The 17,646-nt window shown below is 46.9% G+C and carries 14 protein-coding genes; 4 read left to right on the top strand and 10 right to left on the bottom strand.

The features are described from left to right. Positions 1-122: 122 nt before the first annotated feature. The 3 genes from nirD to LVY74_RS13920 are packed head-to-tail and all read right to left on the bottom strand — an operon-like array spanning position 123 to position 5,670. Complete coding sequence (gene nirD / locus LVY74_RS13930) at positions 123-1,733, bottom strand: nitrite reductase small subunit NirD (protein WP_237815550.1); 1,611 nt, start codon at positions 1,731-1,733, stop codon at positions 123-125. Positions 1,734-1,744: 11 nt separating this feature from the next. Continuing rightward, positions 1,745-4,291, bottom strand: coding sequence for a nitrite reductase large subunit NirB (gene nirB / locus LVY74_RS13925; RefSeq protein ID WP_237815607.1), 2,547 nt, complete (start codon positions 4,289-4,291; stop codon positions 1,745-1,747). Positions 4,292-4,329: 38 nt separating this feature from the next. Then, entirely contained in the window at positions 4,330-5,670 is a 1,341-nt protein-coding gene (locus tag LVY74_RS13920; RefSeq protein ID WP_442862801.1) for an MFS transporter, read from the bottom strand. 490 nt (positions 5,671-6,160) lie between these two features. On the opposite strand from LVY74_RS13920, the gene LVY74_RS13915 reads away from it, so the two are divergent. After that, positions 6,161-6,754 carry an ANTAR domain-containing response regulator gene (locus LVY74_RS13915; protein ID WP_237815548.1) on the top strand — a complete coding sequence of 198 codons (594 nt, stop codon included), beginning with the start codon at positions 6,161-6,163 and terminating at the stop codon, positions 6,752-6,754. A gap of 4 nt (positions 6,755-6,758) precedes the next feature. After that, entirely contained in the window at positions 6,759-7,736 is a 978-nt protein-coding gene (locus LVY74_RS13910; RefSeq protein ID WP_237815547.1) for an ABC transporter substrate-binding protein, read from the top strand. A 20-nt stretch (positions 7,737-7,756) separates the two neighbouring features. On the opposite strand, the gene LVY74_RS13905 is transcribed toward LVY74_RS13910, so the two are convergent. After that, a complete protein-coding gene (locus LVY74_RS13905; protein ID WP_237815546.1) occupies positions 7,757-8,854 on the bottom strand; it encodes a sigma-54 interaction domain-containing protein in 1,098 nt (365 codons plus the stop codon). A gap of 238 nt (positions 8,855-9,092) precedes the next feature. Here LVY74_RS13905 and LVY74_RS13900 point away from each other — a divergent pair, with 238 nt between their 5' ends. After that, the gene (locus LVY74_RS13900; RefSeq protein ID WP_237815606.1) at positions 9,093-10,289 is read left to right on the top strand and encodes an acyl-CoA dehydrogenase family protein; all 1,197 of its coding nucleotides are present in this window, start codon (positions 9,093-9,095) and stop codon (positions 10,287-10,289) included. Positions 10,290-10,351: 62 nt separating this feature from the next. On the opposite strand, the gene LVY74_RS13895 is transcribed toward LVY74_RS13900, so the two are convergent. Next, positions 10,352-11,605, bottom strand: a complete 1,254-nt coding sequence (locus LVY74_RS13895) for an acyl-CoA dehydrogenase family protein (RefSeq protein WP_237815545.1) — start codon at positions 11,603-11,605, stop codon at positions 10,352-10,354. A gap of 93 nt (positions 11,606-11,698) precedes the next feature. On the opposite strand from LVY74_RS13895, the gene LVY74_RS13890 reads away from it, so the two are divergent. Beyond that, positions 11,699-12,742, top strand: a complete 1,044-nt coding sequence (locus LVY74_RS13890; protein WP_237815544.1) for a LysR family transcriptional regulator — start codon at positions 11,699-11,701, stop codon at positions 12,740-12,742. 72 nt (positions 12,743-12,814) lie between these two features. Here the strand turns inward: LVY74_RS13890 and LVY74_RS13885 are convergent, their stop codons facing one another. The 5 genes from LVY74_RS13885 to sfnG form a co-directional block, all read right to left on the bottom strand. Then, positions 12,815-13,906, bottom strand: a complete 1,092-nt coding sequence (locus LVY74_RS13885; RefSeq protein ID WP_237815543.1) for an NADH:flavin oxidoreductase/NADH oxidase — start codon at positions 13,904-13,906, stop codon at positions 12,815-12,817. Next, positions 13,875-14,924 carry an alcohol dehydrogenase catalytic domain-containing protein gene (locus LVY74_RS13880; protein ID WP_237815542.1) on the bottom strand — a complete coding sequence of 350 codons (1,050 nt, stop codon included), beginning with the start codon at positions 14,922-14,924 and terminating at the stop codon, positions 13,875-13,877. Before LVY74_RS13880 ends, LVY74_RS13885 begins: the two co-directional genes overlap by 32 nt. A 60-nt stretch (positions 14,925-14,984) precedes the next feature. Continuing rightward, positions 14,985-15,695: a type 1 glutamine amidotransferase domain-containing protein gene (locus LVY74_RS13875; protein WP_237815541.1), complete on the bottom strand. Its 711-nt coding sequence runs from the start codon at positions 15,693-15,695 to the stop codon at positions 14,985-14,987. A gap of 66 nt (positions 15,696-15,761) precedes the next feature. Beyond that, positions 15,762-16,283 carry an SRPBCC domain-containing protein gene (locus tag LVY74_RS13870; protein ID WP_237815540.1) on the bottom strand — a complete coding sequence of 174 codons (522 nt, stop codon included), beginning with the start codon at positions 16,281-16,283 and terminating at the stop codon, positions 15,762-15,764. A gap of 255 nt (positions 16,284-16,538) precedes the next feature. Then, positions 16,539-17,645: a dimethylsulfone monooxygenase SfnG gene (gene sfnG / locus LVY74_RS13865; RefSeq protein WP_237815539.1), complete on the bottom strand. Its 1,107-nt coding sequence runs from the start codon at positions 17,643-17,645 to the stop codon at positions 16,539-16,541. Position 17,646 lies beyond the last annotated feature (1 nt).

The following is a 17,646-nucleotide window of genomic DNA, read 5'->3' as shown; positions in this document are numbered from 1 at the left end:
CCTTGTTCCACGCTGCCGAATTCAACTTCTATAGGCTTCTTTCATCAATCCCTTTTTTCTCTCTATGGGAGAAATATAAAGAGGGTGTAAATAGCGATGAAAGAAGCTTTATGTTTTAACGATTAACTTGCTTGTTTTAATGCAAAATCTTTACCAAAAAGCAGTTTATTTCTAAACGGATGAATTGGGGTCTGATCTGCAATCAGTTCGGCATACCACACGCCATCTTCAGTGTCGCCAAACAGCACCGCACCGACGACTTTGTTGTCCTGAATAATGATACGTTTATAAATCTGACGTTTATCGTCATGTAATACGATTTCTTCAAAGGCATCTTCAGGGGCAAAGTTGCCTGCGGAAAACACGTCACAACCACTGACTTTCAGCTGTGTTGGCACAGGCTGTGCGGCAAACGTCAGGCTGCCATGTTCTGCCAAATGCGATGCACAAATAAAGGCTTGTCCCCAAAGTGGTTCAACCAGTCCGAAAGTACTGCCACGATGCTCGATACATTCACCAACTGCATAAATGCTCGGGTCAAAAGTTTGCATGGTGTCATTCACCAACACGCCACGGTTGCAGCGTAAACCTGCTTGTTGAGCCAAGGCAATATTCGGGCGAATCCCCACAGCGAACACCACAAGATCAGCAGGAATAATCGTGCCATCTTGCAATTCGACTTGGGTGACTTGACCGTGTTCATTGCCCGCCAAACGCTGGGTAAATGCCGAAGTGATGACGCGAATGCCTTTTTCTTCAATACTCTGTTTCAGCATGTCACTGGCACAGGCATCTAGTTGACGTTCCATAATGTGCGAGGTCAAATGCAGCACAGTCACGTTCATGCCACGGCGTTTTAAACCATACGCTGCTTCAAGACCGAGCAGACCACCGCCAATCACCACCGCATGATGTTTATTTTGACTGGTTTCGATCATCTGATTGACATCGTAAATATCACGGAAGCTCAACACGCCTTGTAAATCTTTGCCTTCAACAGGGGGAATAAACGGCTTCGAGCCTGTCGCTAAAATCAGGCGATCATAGCTCACCACCTCGCCTTTTTGCGTAGTCACGGTTTTGTGATTACGGTCAATTTCCACCGCAGGATCATCGGCAATAAAACGGATATTTTTTTCGGCATACCATGCAGGCGGATGCAGCATGATGTCTTCGATTTTTTTGTCGCCCGACAACACTGGCGAGAGCATGATGCGGTTATAGTTGCCCCACGGCTCCTCACCAATCACGGTAATTTCGTAGCGTTCAGGCTCCATATCCAGTAAGTCTTCCAAACAACGCATGCCTGCCAAACCATTGCCCACCAACACCAAAGCCTGTTTCTCGACTTGCTGACCATTGCTAGTCAAATAGGTTTTCATCGGCTGGCTACATACCCAGACCCGACCATCTTCAACCTTGCTCGGATACACTGCCAAATGTTGGGTGCTGTCTTCAAGGCAACGCCCTGTCGCCAAGCTAAAATGCTGTTTATACAACGGTGATGCCACCACGCGTTCACCCTGAATATCCCCCAAGATGCCGCGCGCCATGACATTGGCTTGGCTAAACGGGTCACGTGCGCTCAAGGCATACACGCGCGCTTCATCGCCCACACGAAACAGCGCAATTGGCTGACCTGCGATTAAAGCCCCCACGCCTGTATTTGCAGTCACATCGTCAAGGTCGCAGATTTCAATCCAGTCCATTTCTTGCATTTGCTGATTGGTCATCTCTGTTCTCCTTAAACCTGTGCTTCAACCATCGCGATGCGGTCTTGATCGCGTTCTGCTGTTTTCAATGGACGAATCTGCCCACGCTCTTGAGTAAATTGAATATGTGGATCACGTTGTTCATCGGCATTGATGAAGGTTTTGAAGCGTTTACGAACCGTTGGATCTTCCACAGCAGTGCGCCATTCATCCTGATAAGTACCGATCACATGCGCCATACGGCGTTCCAGTTCTTCTGCCAAGCCGAGTGAATCTTCCACGATCACCGCTTTGAGATAATCCAAGCCACCTTCCATGTTGTCACGCCATACACTGGTACGTTGTAAACGGTCAGCTGTTTGAATGTAGAACATGAAGAAACGGTCGATATAACGCACCAAAGTTTCAGTATCTAAATCAGATGCCAACAATTCAGCATGGCGTGGTTTCATGCCGCCGTTACCGCAGACATACAAGTTCCAACCTTTTTCAGTGGCAATCACGCCGACATCTTTGCCTTGTGCTTCGGCACATTCACGGGTACAGCCAGACACTGCCATTTTCAGTTTGTGCGGTGAACGTAAACCCTTGTAGCGGTTTTCCAGTTGAATCGCCAAACCGACTGAATCATCTACACCATAACGGCACCATGTGCTACCAACACAAGATTTTACGGTACGTAATGATTTGCCGTAGGCATGTCCAGACTCAAAACCTGCGGCGATTAGTTCTTCCCAAATTAACGGTAATTCATGTAACTGCGCCCCGAACATATCGACACGCTGACCGCCTGTAATTTTGGTGTAAAGGTTGTATTTTTTAGCGATCTGCCCCACAGCAATCAAACCATCTGGAGTGACTTCACCACCTGCCATACGCGGTACAACTGAGTAAGAGCCATCTTTTTGGATGTTGCCCAAGTAGTAGTCGTTGCTGTCCTGCAAGCCTGCATGGCTTGGTTTCAACACAAAGTCATTCCAGCAAGACGCTAAAATGTTGGCAGTAGTCGGTTTACAAATGTCACAACCCAAACCTTGTCCGAATTGTTGAATCAAGGCATCGAAGGTTTTGATTTCATGCACGCGTACCAAGTGATACAGCTCTTGACGTGAATAAGCAAAGTGCTCGCAAATGTGGTTATTCACGGTTACGCCTTGGCGTTGCAACTCCGCTTTCAAGACTTGAGTCACCAATGGCGCACAGCCACCACACGCGGTTGCTGCTTTGGTGCATTTTTTCAAAGCGCCAAGTGAAGTTGCACCATCACCAATCGCTTGGCAAATGTCGGCTTTGGAAACGTTGTTACATGAACAGATGGTTGCGCTATCTGGCAGCAAGTCCACACCGCTGCCACCTGCCTTGGCTGCACCTTGGCTAAAGCCAGGCATGATCAAGCTTTCTGGTTGTTCAGGCAGGGGCAAAGCGTTGAGCATCATTTGCAGCAATTCGCTGTACTCGGTTGCATCACCGACCAACACTGCACCCAAAACTTTAGTTTTGGCTTGATCCACCACCAATTTTTTATAGATCAAGGCATCTTCGTCAGCATAGAAATAGCTAACGGCATTCGGGGTCATGGCATGCGCATCACCGACTGAAGCAACATCAACCCCCATCAGTTTGAGTTTGGTGCTCATGTCCGCACCTGCAAACAATGCGGTGTCTTGTTGTTGGACATGTTTCGCTGCAATACGCGCCATATCATAGCCCGGTGCAACCAGACCAAAGATTTTGTTCTGCCACAGCGCACATTCACCAATCGCGTAAATGTGGTCATCTGAGGTTTGGCAATAGTCGTTAATCACGATCCCGCCGCGCTCACCCACCGCCAAACCGCTGCTGCGTGCCAGTTCATCACGCGGGCGAATCCCTGCCGAGAACAACACAATGTCAGTTTCAAGATGTGAGCCATCCGCAAATTTCATTACATGTACAGAATGTTCACCATCTTCAATGGCTTGGGTGGCTTTTTGGGTATGCACTTGCACACCCAAGTTTTCGATTTTACGGCGCAGCACTTTACCGCCCAAATCATCAATTTGGACTGCCATCAAACGTGGTGCAAACTCCACTACATGAGTTTGCAGGTTGAGGTCACGCAGTGCTTTTGCTGCTTCAAGACCGAGTAAGCCACCGCCAATTACCACACCCGATTTAGCATTCAAACTCGCTGCACGAATCGCATCAAGGTCTTCAATGGTACGGTACACAAAGCAGTTTTGACGCTCATTGCCCGGAATTGGCGGAACAAAGGCATAAGAACCTGTCGCTAAAATCAGTTTGTCATAGCCGATGATTTGACCTGTTGCCGTGGTCACAGTCTGGTTATGACGGTCGATTGCAATGGCTTTGGTATTGAGATGTAAATCAATGCCATAAGCATCTGCAAAGTCTGCACGTGCAAGCGATAAATCTTTGGCACTGCGTCCAGAGAAGTATTCGGTCAAATGTACGCGGTCATACGCTAAACGTGGTTCTTCAGCAATAATGGTGATTTCGAGGTCGTCATTGTTATGTTCGAGGACACTTTCAATAAATTTGTGCCCAACCATTCCATGACCAATCATAACGAGTTTCATCATCGGCATCCTTAAAGTGATTTCTTGGGAGATTTGGATTAAACAGCTTCGTTGCGTTCAAGTAGCGCTTTTTCGAAGAGCTTTTTCTCACGGGCTTTGTGTTCTGGTGAGAAGCGGATGAACAACACCACACAACCAATCACCACCACCATAATGCCAAGGCTCAGTAAGCAAGTTTGTAGGTCAGGCATGCTCTTGAAGATAAAGCCTGCTGCCACTGCACCCACGTTACCGCCTGCCCCGATAATCCCCGCAACACCACCCAATGCTTTACGGTCAATGAATGGCACCAGCGCATAAGTCGCACCACAAGCCATGTGTGTGAATAAACCGAATAACGTCATGCTCAAGATTGCCATAACAGGCGTATTCATTTGCGAGAACAACATCAAGAACAGACCTTCGCCCAAAATCATCACAAATAAAATTTCAGTACGTGCATCTAGACCGCGTTTTAGTGCCACTTTGTCAGAGATAATCCCACCAAATGCACGAGCAAACAGCGCGAGTAAACCAAAGATCCCCGCAGCCATACCTGCTTCTTTAAGACCGAAGTTAAATTTTTGTACGTAGTACATAGTCACTACGTTGTGCATGAAAATTTCGATCCCGAAGCATGCTGCATAGCTAACAAATAGAATCCAAACACGGTAGTTACGAGACGCTTCTTTAATAATCGCCCAACCGCCTTTTTTACCGCCTTCAACTTCAATGCCTTGTTCACGAAGTTGTTTATAGTTGCCTGCTGGGCAGTCTTGGGTAAATTTCCAGTATAAGCAGCCCACGATGAGCATCATAAAACCGGGAACGATCAATGCTGCACGCCAGCCCATGCTTTGCTCAACGCCATACATCACGATTGCAGACAATAGCAACGGCATGAGGGCTTGAGTTGCACCACCACCCGCATTTCCCCAACCTGCCGCAGCAGCATTGGCAGTTCCCACCACGTTTGGTGCAAACATGACACTGGTGTGGTATTGCGTGATGACGAAGCTTGCGCCAATTGCACCAATCAACAGGCGGAAGAACAGGAATGATTCATAGCTGTTGGCTGCGGCAACCCCAAATACAGGAATGCTGCCTAAAAATAACAATGCGGTATAAGTTTTGCGTGGACCATATTTGTCACACAATGGACCAACGATGAGACGAACCAAAATGGTAATCGCCACTGCGGCAATGTTAATGTTAGCAATTTGGTCTTTAGTGAGATGGAATTCACCTGAAATCACTGGCATGAGTGGTGCGCAGGCAAACCAAGCGAAGAAACAAACAAAGAATGCCAGCCAGCTCATGTGGAAAGCGCGCATTGCAGGTGTAGAAAAACTAAATAGGCTTATTTTTGTAGCTTTTTGATCATCTAAATTGGTAGACATGGCCAATCCTCGCACTGATACGTTAATTACGTTCCTACTACAGCAAACCCCATGCAGCAGCAGAATTCATCAGAACGGACATCGTTGGCCGTTATATTTGGTATATAAGGTGATCGCCTTTGATCTGCTTTGAATAATGCAAAGTACATGCCAACTCTAAAAATAAATTATTTTTTATCAACTTAGTTAAAAAATGACCATTTTCTTAACTTTCTCATACTGCGCTGTTTTTGCACAATCTCTAAAATTGAGCCAAAACTGCACTAAATTTAGGCAATTTAAATCAAATTGCACAACAGTAGCATCGATCACTTTGATGCACTGTTCAATTTACTCTTTTGTTTTTTCGGTTTTTTTCAAAAATATTCGACTAAAGCCGTAGAACAGCCCTGCATATATTGCAACAGATGCTGTGATTTAGATGCTTTACGTGGCACTCATTTTGCTTTGCAATAGAAAGTGAAGCCACCTTAACCTTGAGCCAGCCACTATGTTGACCTCCAAACTCAAAATCGCCTTGATTGACGATGACGAATCGCGTGCTAGCTATTTACAGCAGTGCCTGACTGAACATGATTTTGAGGTCGTGGCTTGTGTGCTCATTCAGGAGATTGCCCCACACGATTTACAAGAACTGCATGCCGATGTGATTTTACTAGATATGGATCATCCACAACGTGACATTATTGAAGCATTTGTGAACCATTTCAATTTGCCCACTGTGCTGTTTACCAAAAATAATAACCGTGACACGATTAAACAAGCGATTCAGGCAGGCGTCACTGCTTATATTGTCGATGGGGTTGATCCTGCTCGTCTAGATAGCGTGCTTGAAATTGCCATTGAGCAATATAAAAAGCATCAGCAGCTTGAAAGTGATCTAAAAGAAACTAAACTACGCTTAGCAGATCGCAAAGACATTGAAAAAGCAAAAACCATGATAATGCAATTACAACAACTTTCAGAAGAAGAAGCATTTCGCCTATTACGTAAAAATGCCATGAATGCTCGGGTTTCCATGGGGGATTTGGCGCGTCAGCTGATTCAAGCTCAGCAACTGCTCAATCAGACTTTCAAGGATTAATGATATGAAGAATGAAAAGACTCAGCTGAATATTGGCTATATTCCACTACTTGATGCAGTTGCCATTTTATGGGCTAAACATAAAGGTTTTTTTGAACGGGTTGGGCTTGATGTCACTTTGGTCAAAGAAGCCTCATGGGCAAGTTTACGAGATCGTTTGGCGTTTGGCATTTTAGATGGGGCGCACTGTCTCTCTGCAATGTTGCCCGCTTCTCAGGCAGGCACAGATCAAGTCGGAATTCCCTTTAAAACCGCACTGGTACTCAGTCAAAACTCAGCATTTATCAGTTTAAGTCAAAAACTGTGTCATGAACTCGAGATTCATAGCACTGATTCAGCCGTGCAGACTGCTGAAAAGCTGGTGTCAGGCTTTAACCATAAGCCGATTCGTCTGGCACAGGTCTTCGGACATTCGCTCCACCATTATTGTTTAAGAGAATGGTTAGCGCTTGCTGACAATACACTTGCCAAAAAAATTAAATTACTGACGCTGCCACCGCCTTATATGGTTGAAGCCATTTCTAATGGTTTAATCGATGGCTTTTGTGTGGGTGAACCTTGGAATACCCAAGGCGAAGTCTTGGGTAAAAGCCAAATTGTTGCTTCAGGTCTCGACGTTGTGCCCAGTGTGGCAGATAAAGTCTTGGCGGTAACCGAAGAATGGGCAAAACGCCACCCTGAAACATTATTGACTTTAGGAACTGCATTGCGTTTGGCACAGCAAGATATCGAGCAACTCAAGGATTTTTCTGAACTGTGGCAAATGCTGATTCACTATGAAATTGTGCAATTTTCTTGTTCACCCGACACGCATGTTGAACGGTACCATGCCATTGTCAACATTATTAAAAATTATGTTACCCACTCGGCTGCACCGAAACTTTCCGATTTTGTTTGGCTGACCAATCAAATGAATCAATGGGATCAGTTAGGACTCACCGAAACTGAAGTACAACAGATTAGTCAGGCCTGTATCATTTAGAGCGCTGTCTTGCTGCAATCTTAGGAGTAGAGGTAGGCAGATGCAGATGATGATTGCGGCTGAGCTTGTGCTCGTCTTAGGCTGGGTTTCAGCAAACCATGCTTGAGCAATCTGGCGCGAATAATATTTCGGCTAACCCCCAATAGCTGTGCGGTGTGCATTTGGTTTTGATGACAGTAAGCATAAGCTGCTTGGGTAATTTCAGCCTCTAGCTGTTCATCCAGATGCTCTAAGCCTTGTTCAAACCAGTGTAACAACACTTGCTGCAACGTCGATGTATTGGGCATTATTTGCAGCAATCCTGCAACTGATTGCCCACATTCATGCAATTGCAAATCCTGCGGCTGAATCACACCGTGCTGACACAGCAGTACAGCCCGATGAATGGCATTTTCCAGTTCACGAATATTGCCCGGCCAAGGATAAGTCAACATCGCGTTCTGTGCCGACTGACTCAGCCTGATTGATGCAGCATTCAACTGCTGGCGATATTCCTGAATAAAGTGCTGTGCCAAAGGCAAAATATCGCCCTGACGCTGACGAAGGGGCTTGAGCTGTACATGGGCAACATTGAGCCGATAATATAAATCTTCACGAAATTTGCCAGTCGCGACCGCCTGTTGCAGATCGACATTGGTTGCGGCAATCACCCGTAAATTGACCCGTCGGGTTTGCCGTGAACCCAAGCGTATCACCTGATTTTCCTGCAAGACCCGCAGTAATTTAACCTGTATTGCCAAAGACAAATCACCAATTTCATCGAGAAAAATCGTGCCACCATGTGCCGCTTCAAACCACCCTGCACGGGCTTCATGCGCTCCTGTAAATGCGCCTTTTTCATGCCCAAACAATTCACTTTCCACCAGTGTTTCCGAAAATGCACCACAGTTCAAGGCAATAAATGGCTGATCACGACGCTCACTCAACTGATGAATTTGCCGTGCAATCAACTCCTTACCTGTACCTGTTTCGCCCGTAATCAGTACACTTGCCTGACTTGGGGCAATCGCTTGTAAATAATCTAGCAATTGCTGCGACTGCGGATCTTCAAACACCATGGCACTTGCCCGTGGCGAATGCTGTAATTCACGAAAATGAGGATGTTTGACAACAGTCATGGTAACTCCAAGCAGATACAGGACAATCAAGCTGTTAATTTAAGGGGGCAGATCAATCCCATCCAATCATAATTTTTTGAATATTTATTCTTTTTACAGATAACGGGGTGTTGCTCTGACAACATTGGCAACATGTAGCCAAACAATTGTCTAAAAAATAAACTTGCCTGCGGATTTAAAGCCCATTATTGTAAAGCGAGCATTAAGGATATTCTACTTGGATCTATGGAATTAAATGATGTCGATCAACCTGCCCGATTTTTCTGCATTAATAAACCCTGAAATACAGCAGCATACACAACAATTGGCAGATGCCTTTGCTGAAACTGCGGTACAGCGTGATCGTGACGCTGGCTCACCACTGGCACAGCGCCAACTGATTCGTGACAGTGGCTTACTGGGACTGTCGATCCCGAAAAACTTAGGCGGTTTAGACGGCAACTGGTTCGATGTTATGAACAGTATACGAATTTTGGCACAAGTAGATAACTCACTGGCACATGTCTTTGGTTTTCATCATTTATTACTGGCAACTGTACGGCTCTTTTCCCGCGCTGAGCAGTGGCAAAACTGGTTTCAGCAAACCACAGCTCAGCAACTGTTTTGGGGCAATACCTTAAACCCACTCGACAAACGCACTGTGGTGCATCAGCAAGACGGGATTTATTTATTTTCAGGGCAAAAAAGCTTTTGCTCAGGGGCAATCGACTCCAATATGTTGGTGGCATCGGGCATTGATCAGGGTACAGGAAAGCTGCTGATCGCAGCGATTCCAACAACACGCGAAGGGATTGAGCTGCATCATGACTGGGACAATATCGGGCAGCGCCAAACCGACAGTGGCAGTGCTACTTTCCGCCATGTAAGGGTTGAGCAAGATGAATTACTGCTTGAACCCGGTCCACTCAGTACACCATTTGCCTGTCTGCGCCCTTTGATCGCTCAACTGACCTTTGTGAATATGTTTTTGGGTGTTGCTGAAGGAGCTTTTGCTGAAGCCAAACACTATACCCAAGAGCAAAGCCGTGCATGGTTTTTGTCAGGGGTGGAACGTGCTGACCAAGACCCATATATTTTGCGGCATTATGGTGAATTCTGGTTAGAACTAGAATCGGTACGCGCCTTAAATCAGCAGGCAATTTTACAGTTACAACAGGCATGGCAGATCGGTGAAGCCTTGACCGCCGAGCAGCGTGGCAAAGTCGCGATTGCAGTTGCCACCGCCAAAGTCGCGGCAAGTCGGGTCAGTCTGGATATCAGCAATCGTATGTTTGAAGTCACAGGCGCACGCGCCACTCAGGCAGCACTGCGTCTGGATCGTTTCTGGCGCAATGTCCGCACGCAAACCTTGCATGACCCTGTGGATTATAAAGTCAAAGAATTGGGTGAATGGGCGCTGAACGCCCAGTTTCCTGAGCCGAGTTTTTATAGTTAATGCCTGATGGATAAAGTTCGCATCATGCAAAACAGGATCAGCCATTGGCTGATCCTTGTCGTTTATGACTGCTTACTGCCACCACCAATTTGCCAGACATAAACTGGCTCTGTGCCATTGACGGTATAATCTCCAACAATTCGCTGTTTATAAATCAGTGGGTTATGTGATGCTGCGGTGCGAGCATTGCGCCAGAAGCGATCCAGACTTTTTTCACGACTGGTGGCAGACGCCCCCAAGGCATTAAACAGGTCACTGGTCAGTTGCAGTACTAACGGCGCAATCGCCACCTGCCCCTGTGCGGACTCCAGTTCCGCCGCAATATTGGTCTGCTGCTCCAAGGCATCACGCTGATCGGCATGGGCAAAATGTGCTTCATAAGCACGCTGTGCAGCTTCTGCGGCACGAATGGCGGTGGCTTCTGCGGCATAAGCTTGTGCCGATGCCTGTCCAATCACTTGCAAGACTTGCGCGTCCTGATCGACCCGATCAGCATTGCCATGACTATAAACACGGGTACGTGCCTTGACCTGACGACTAAACTCAGCCACTGCGGCATGGGCAGTACCTGCCAAGACACTGAGCAAGACCAGTTGATAGAACGCAGTTTGATATTTAAAGCGGCTGTCAAAATCAATAATGTTTTCCGCATCAACCTCCACTTCATGCAAAGTGGCTGTGCCGCTGCCTGTGGTACGTTGCCCAAAACCATCCCAGTCATCTTCGATTTTGACATTAGGATGTGAAGTCCGCACGGCAGCAATCACGTTTTGATTGGTGGCATCAATCTGGGCAAACAGGTCAAACCAGTCGGCAAAAATACTGCCCGTGCTGTAGTATTTTTTGCCGCTGACCGTCCAGCGTCCCGCATCATCCTGATATAAATGGGTAATCACCTCACCGATTTTGACATCGCCCACTTCTGTCCATGCGTTGCCAACCAGTTCACCTGCGACAAAACGTTCAAACCAGTGCGCTTGACTGTGGTCACGGTGTGCATTGAGTCGGTCTTCGACAAAGGCAAAATGCCCACGCAGTGCCTGTGGAAGGTTAGAATCGGCACTCGCCAATTCAATCAGCAACTGAAAAAGCTGCGGTACGGAAGCACCCGCACCACCATACTGTACAGGCACCCGCACTGCACCAAAGCCTGCCTGTTTCAGCCATTGAATCGGTTCATAGGGTAGTTCACGTTGCTGTTCGCGTTGTAAGGCAGTATCGGCAATTTTCTGGAAAATTGGGCGAAAACGCTGTGCCAGTAGCTCATAATCGCTACCTAGCGACAAATCTTGTTGTAATGCAGTTAAACTGGTCATGGTCTTATACTCATTTTATGGGTTTAACTGTAGCATTGCAGATGTTATGCCAACTTTAATTTGTTGATTTTATTTATATTTTAATTTAATCCTTTGCTGATTGGACAACGTCTTGCTGAATCACTGTTGCCAGAGCAACACTTGGATCATGCCAGTCAAACCATTCAAACGGTCATATCGGGGAGAATGATGGTCAAAAACTTGCGTCATCTGGACTTTAACCTGCTTAAAGCCATGGATATTTTACTGGAAGAGCGCAGCGTAACCCGCGCCGCGGAACGCTTGTTTATTACCCAGCCTGCCATGAGCAGTATTTTGGCACGTCTGCGTGAAAGTTTTGATGATCCGCTGTTTGTCCGTTCGCAGCGCGGCATTGTGCCGACCCCGCGTGCATTGGAACTAATTTGCCCGATCAAACAGATTTTGGGGCAAATTGATCTGCTGCTACAACCACTAGAGTTTAACCCTGCCACAGTGGATTTTACCGTGCGCATCGCCGCAACCGACTATGCCCATCAGGTGATTTTGGTGCCCTTTTTGGCAGCGCTCAAACAGCAAGCCCCGCATGTGCAGATTGCACTGTTGCCATCGACCGATAAAGAACCACAACGTCTGGAACAGGGTGAAATTGATCTGGCACTGTCTACACCTGAACATAGTTGCGGCAGTGAGTTGCATCATTTGCATCTGTTCGATGAATACTATGTCAGTGTAATGCGTTTGGGACATCCTGCCTTGCAACAACCGCTGACTTTAGATGCTTTTTGCGAGCTGGATCATGCCTTGGTGTCCTTTCAGGGCAGCTTTTCAGGCATTACCGATCAGAAATTACAACAACTAGGACGGCAGCGCCACGTTACCCTGTCCGTGTCGAGTTTCTTGCTATTGCCTGAGATTTTGCAAAATAGTGATCTGGTGGCGACTGTGCCAAAACGTCTGGTATGTAAACGTCAAGATTTAGCGATTGTGCAACCCCCACTGGAGATTCCAAGTTTTAGTAAAGTTGCCTTGTGGCATGAACGCACTGAACACGACCCGCGTTATCGCTGGTTGCGTCAGTTAATGCTGAAAACCTGTCAGCATGAGGAGCAGTTTGCAAATAACTGTGCGCTGTACAATCCATTGGTTACAACATAAAAAAGCCAGCTCAAGGCTGACTTTTTGAGAGAATTTGTATTTAGATTGCGTTTTATCTCAAACCTAAATCAATTAATAACGCTCTAACCAATGTGCATACGGCGCAGGCAATACCCACGTTGGTTTTTCCAGTTGCAATGCTTTAGCTGCTTGCAGTGGATAATGTGGATTCGCCAAGAAGGCACGGCCAATCATCACCAAATCCATTTGCTGCTGTTCCACCAAACGGTTCGCGACTTCAGGTTTATCCATTCCCCATGAAGAGGCAACAGGCAAATTGGCTTCACGGCGTACACGCTCAGAAATGGGTGCTAAAAATGCAGGCTCAGCCCAAGGCACTTTGGCTTTAGGCGTATTAAAACCAATACTGACATTGAGTAAATCTAGCCCATCCTCACGCCATTGTTTAACCAGTTCAATTGACTCGCTCAGGGTTTCCTCATCATGCCCATCGTACTCAATCACGCCAAAACGTGCGGTTAATGGTAAACGCTCAGGCCAAACTGCACGGACTGCGCTAAAGGTTTCACGTAAGAAGCGGCTACGTCCTGCAAAATCCCCACCATACTGGTCTTGGCGGAAATTGGCGTGTTTCGAGAAGAAACTTTGTGCCAAATAACCATGTGCAAAGTGCAGCTCTAACCATTCAAACCCTGCCTGCTCTGCACGACGAGCTGTCGCAACAAAGTCTGCCTGAACCCGTTGAATATCTTCAAGGCTCATTTCCTGTGGGACACGTGGCAGGTTTTCACCATATGCTACGGCTGAAGCACCAATCGGCTGCCAGCCACGCGGATCACCTTCGGCAATATGATCATCGCCTTCCCACGGGAGGTTGGCACTGGCTTTACGCCCCGCATGGGCAATCTGAATGCCTGGTACTGCCCCAGCCGCTTTAATCGCTTGGGCAATCTGTGCCAGACCTTCAATATGTTCATCGCTCCACAATCCCAAACAAGCGGGGGTAATCCGCCCTTCAGGTGAAACCCCTGTCGCTTCAACAATCACCAGACCCGCGCCACCGCGGGCAATACTGGTGTAGTGCGCCAAATGCCAGTCGGTCACTTTGCCCTCAACCGCACTGTACTGACACATCGGTGGCACAGCTATACGGTTGCGTAAAGTCACATCTTTAAGTTGAAAGGGCGTAAATAATGCTGTCATTCTGACCTCTAAGTTCACTAAAATTCTGCTTATCATCCATCTGGATGACCTGTTTTCCTGAAAAATTACGATGTTTCAGTGCCTGTAACTGCTGTGGCAATTCAGCAAAACGGGCCTGTAATAATGGCACTTCCGCCTGTAATTCACCTGTCGCGATTGCCATGAAAATCTGTTCACCCACTTGAGTTAACGCTTGCCACTGGGCCAATGTTCCATGCTGATGCAATGCACCCAATGCAACTTCATGCAAAGAGATTGCGCGACCAAAAGGGCTACATATCCACGTCGCCACACGTCCCTGAATACAGAGTAAATGTCCATTTGCCAGCACTGCATCAGATAATGCTTCTGCATGTTGAGAACCGACCATATCCAGTACTGCATAAAACTTTTTAGATAAATGCAAACTTTGATCTGCCTGTACAGGATCCGCAATACAACGCGTCGCCCCCAAGCCATGTAGGCGTTGCCAGTGGCGTGGGTGACAGCTTGCGGTGACCTGAAACCCACGCTGCGCGGCAAACTGAACCAAGAAATGTCCAACAGAACCACCTGCTCCTGCAATCAGAATCTCAGCATCGGTTTGAACAGGAATTTTACCAATGGCTTGCCATGCCGTCAGTGCAGGACAGGGTATGGCTGCCGCCTGCGACCAAGACAATTCATCAGGCAGTTTCAATAAAGCATAGGCTTTAACAGGCGTATATTCGGCAAAACTACCCTGTGCCTGTAGATTTTGATGATAAGCAACACGACATCCCAAAAGAGCCACATCGACCTGTGTACCTACTGCCACGACCACACCCGCGCCATCTACACCAACCACTTGCCCTTGCTGCGAGGATAAAACTTTCCAGTCCACAGGGTTTAAACCGATTGCATAATTCTTAATCAGGACTTCATCATCAGCCAGATCAGGCAATGCCTGTTGCTTTAAGACCAAATCTAGCGGCTGCTCTGAACCTGTAGACACCCATGCCCGATACGATGCAGGCAGTTGAGCTTGCTGTGTTTTCATCTTGATATTCTCAAAGGATGAATGACCTGTTCGTATAGTACGGCAGGTCATTTTTATCGGTTAATGTGCTGTCTGATCTGCAACAGCCTGTAAGGTCAACTCAGCCACTTTTTCTGAAGACTGTGGGTTTTGCCCTGTTACTAAACGTCCATCACGCACTGCATGCTCCTGAAAATCTGGGCCTTTTTCATAGATTGCACCGAGTGAGCGCAAGCGGTCTTCCAGTAAAAATGGCACAGTTTTATCTAAACCAGCAGCAACTTCTTCGGTGTTGCTAAAGGCGCTGACATGGCGACCTTTCACCACAGCCTGACCTGTACTGTCTTTGACATTGATTAAACCGACAGGGCCATGACATACGGCTGCCAAAACTTTACCTTGTTGCCATGCACTTGAAAGTAACTTTGCCAAGGGCTGACTGGTTGGTAAATCCCACATTGTGCCATGCCCACCTGGTAGGAAAATCGCATCGTAGCTTTGAGCTGAAAGCTGATCAATTTTTAAAGAAGATTTGACTTTGGCAATCGCCACAGGGTCTTTTAAGAAACGCTCGACACTGGCAGGATTTTTACCCGCTGCCTGCTCTGAATTTGGATCGACAGGAATCTGCCCACCTTGGATTGAGGCAATATCCACCTCAACATTATGATCTTTAAATGCATAATAAGGCGTGGTCAGTTCTTCTAACCACACCCCTGTTGGGTGGTGAGATGTTCCCATAGTGGCTTGTGAAGTCACGATCATTAAGATTTTGATGCTAGTTGCAGCCATGTTGTTGTTCCTGTTTTTTAAATTGTTAAAAAAGAGATTGCCTAGCATGGAGCTAGGCAATTTGACTTAGGCGCTGGTTTTGGCTTGACGGACGGCAGTCACCAAACCGTCTAACCAGTCCTGATGACCATTGATCATCGGGTTGGGTTTGGCTTGGGCCAGTTCTTTGGCAGGCTGACCGTTCTGGGTTTCTTGAGTCAAAATCCGTACTCGACCACCGTCTAGGTCTTCAATGAGCCATGCGTGGTGTACATCCAGACGTTCGGCTGTACCGACATCGCCTGCCCAACCATGCCATGCAATACGTGCAGGCTCACCTGCCTGTGGTGCAACCAGTTCCACGACTTGAGCATCGACTGGGAAACCAAAAGTTTTAAAGAAAAACACCATCTCTGCTTGCAGTTGCTCTGCACCTTCAGACAGTTTCACATCCGAAGAATTGGCATAGTAGCTTGGCCAAACATCAGCATTCACCAGATATGGCCACACTTCTGCGGCGCTTAAACCTTTGACAATCACTTCATTAGAACAAAAGTTATCGGTTTCACCTGGGAGATAGCCCTCAGGCCAAACAATCGAATTCATCATTTCAGTATCTCGTTGCTGCACAGTCGATGCTGTGTGATTGATCTTGCAACCATCATACGAGCGGTTTATTCATAAAAATAATCTTAATTTTTTATCTCATTCATAGATTGAATTAATATCTGAATCAGACATAAAAAAAGCGCATCCGAAAATGCGCTGCCAGTTGCTCCATTGTTTTTAAAGCTTTTGCATCCATGTTGATGCTGCTGACTTTATTTTTATTTTCAAGATCATCAGTCTTCGATCTTTTTCTATTTAAGCAACATCTTTTTCTTTTTCCTGTTGCTGTTTTTGCTCCAGTTCTCGTACCAACGGTAATACACGTTGCCCAAAGTATTCCACTTCCTCAATAAAGTGCAGGAAGCCTGCCAAAATCAGATCCACCCCTGCTGCTTTATATGCCACGATACGTTCTGCGATTTGCTCAGGCGTGCCGATCAGGTTAGTTTTAAAGCCATCGTTGTATTGCACCAAATCTTCAAGACTGGATTTTGCCCAGTTGCCCTCGCCTTCGGGGCTGGCTGCACCTGCCTGACGCGTGGCATCAGCAAAGGCATTTACCGCATCGGGATTGGCTTTGGCAATAATCTCTTGCAGAACGGCTTGCGCTTCTTCTTCGGTATCTCGCGCAATAATAAAGGCGTTTAAACCGACTTTCACCTGATGCTGATTTTGCTTGGCTTTACTACGCAAATCCTCGATCTGTTCACGAATGCCTGCAACGGTATTGCCATTGGCAAAATACCAGTCCGACACACGCGATGCCATATCCCGCGCGGCGCGTGATGTCCCGCCTTGGAAAATTTCAGGGTGCGGCTGCTGCAACGGTTTTGGCTTTAAGGTGTAATCTTTGAACTGATAATACTTGCCATCAAACGAGAAATTATCCGTGGTCCAAATGCCTTTGAGACTGCGAATAAACTCTTCCGAACGTGCATAACGCTGGTCATGCTCTGGCCATTCTTCACCAATCGCATCAAACTCACCTTTGAACCAACCGCTCACCACATTAATCGCAATTCGCCCTTGAGTCAGTTGATCAATGGTCGCCAACTGTTTGGCTGCCAGAGCAGGTTTCCACGGTCCTGGTAAAATGGCGGCAATCACTTTGAGCTTTTCAGTCGCAGCCAAAATCGCATGGCTAAATGCCACCGACTCATGCTGATACTCCGCCCCATAACCCGCAGTAAAGCGGATTTGCGACAGCGCATAGCTAAAGCCATTTTGCTCAGCAGTTTGTGCCAGTTTCTTGTTGTAATCGATGTTCCATTCGGTACGCTGTTCGATATTACTGACCACCAAGCCACCACTGACATTGGGAACCCAGTAAGCAAATTCGAGCTGTTGTTGTGATTGCGCCATA

It is taken from the genome of Acinetobacter sp. ME22 (assembly GCF_022012315.1).
Lineage (GTDB): Bacteria > Pseudomonadota > Gammaproteobacteria > Pseudomonadales > Moraxellaceae > Acinetobacter > Acinetobacter brisouii_A.
Note: the sequence above shows the minus strand (reverse complement) of the source record. Positions and strands in the feature narration are given on the sequence as shown.

What these genes read in the sequence shown, in the direction of transcription:
- LVY74_RS13870 (WP_237815540.1), bottom strand. Translation starts at nt 16,283, where the DNA reads ATGATGAATTCGATTGTTTGGCCTGAGGGCTATCTCCCAGGTGAAACC.
- LVY74_RS13875 (WP_237815541.1), bottom strand. Translation starts at nt 15,695, where the DNA reads ATGGCTGCAACTAGCATCAAAATCTTAATGATCGTGACTTCACAAGCC.
- LVY74_RS13910 (WP_237815547.1), top strand. Translation starts at nt 6,759, where the DNA reads ATGAAGAATGAAAAGACTCAGCTGAATATTGGCTATATTCCACTACTT.
- LVY74_RS13885 (WP_237815543.1), bottom strand. Translation starts at nt 13,906, where the DNA reads ATGACAGCATTATTTACGCCCTTTCAACTTAAAGATGTGACTTTACGC.
- LVY74_RS13920 (WP_442862801.1), bottom strand. Translation starts at nt 5,670, where the DNA reads ATGTCTACCAATTTAGATGATCAAAAAGCTACAAAAATAAGCCTATTT.
- LVY74_RS13915 (WP_237815548.1), top strand. Translation starts at nt 6,161, where the DNA reads ATGTTGACCTCCAAACTCAAAATCGCCTTGATTGACGATGACGAATCG.
- nirD (WP_237815550.1), bottom strand. Translation starts at nt 1,733, where the DNA reads ATGACCAATCAGCAAATGCAAGAAATGGACTGGATTGAAATCTGCGAC.
- nirB (WP_237815607.1), bottom strand. Translation starts at nt 4,291, where the DNA reads ATGAAACTCGTTATGATTGGTCATGGAATGGTTGGGCACAAATTTATT.
- sfnG (WP_237815539.1), bottom strand. Translation starts at nt 17,645, where the DNA reads ATGGCGCAATCACAACAACAGCTCGAATTTGCTTACTGGGTTCCCAAT.
- LVY74_RS13880 (WP_237815542.1), bottom strand. Translation starts at nt 14,924, where the DNA reads ATGAAAACACAGCAAGCTCAACTGCCTGCATCGTATCGGGCATGGGTG.
- LVY74_RS13905 (WP_237815546.1), bottom strand. Translation starts at nt 8,854, where the DNA reads ATGACTGTTGTCAAACATCCTCATTTTCGTGAATTACAGCATTCGCCA.
- LVY74_RS13900 (WP_237815606.1), top strand. Translation starts at nt 9,093, where the DNA reads ATGTCGATCAACCTGCCCGATTTTTCTGCATTAATAAACCCTGAAATA.
- LVY74_RS13895 (WP_237815545.1), bottom strand. Translation starts at nt 11,605, where the DNA reads ATGACCAGTTTAACTGCATTACAACAAGATTTGTCGCTAGGTAGCGAT.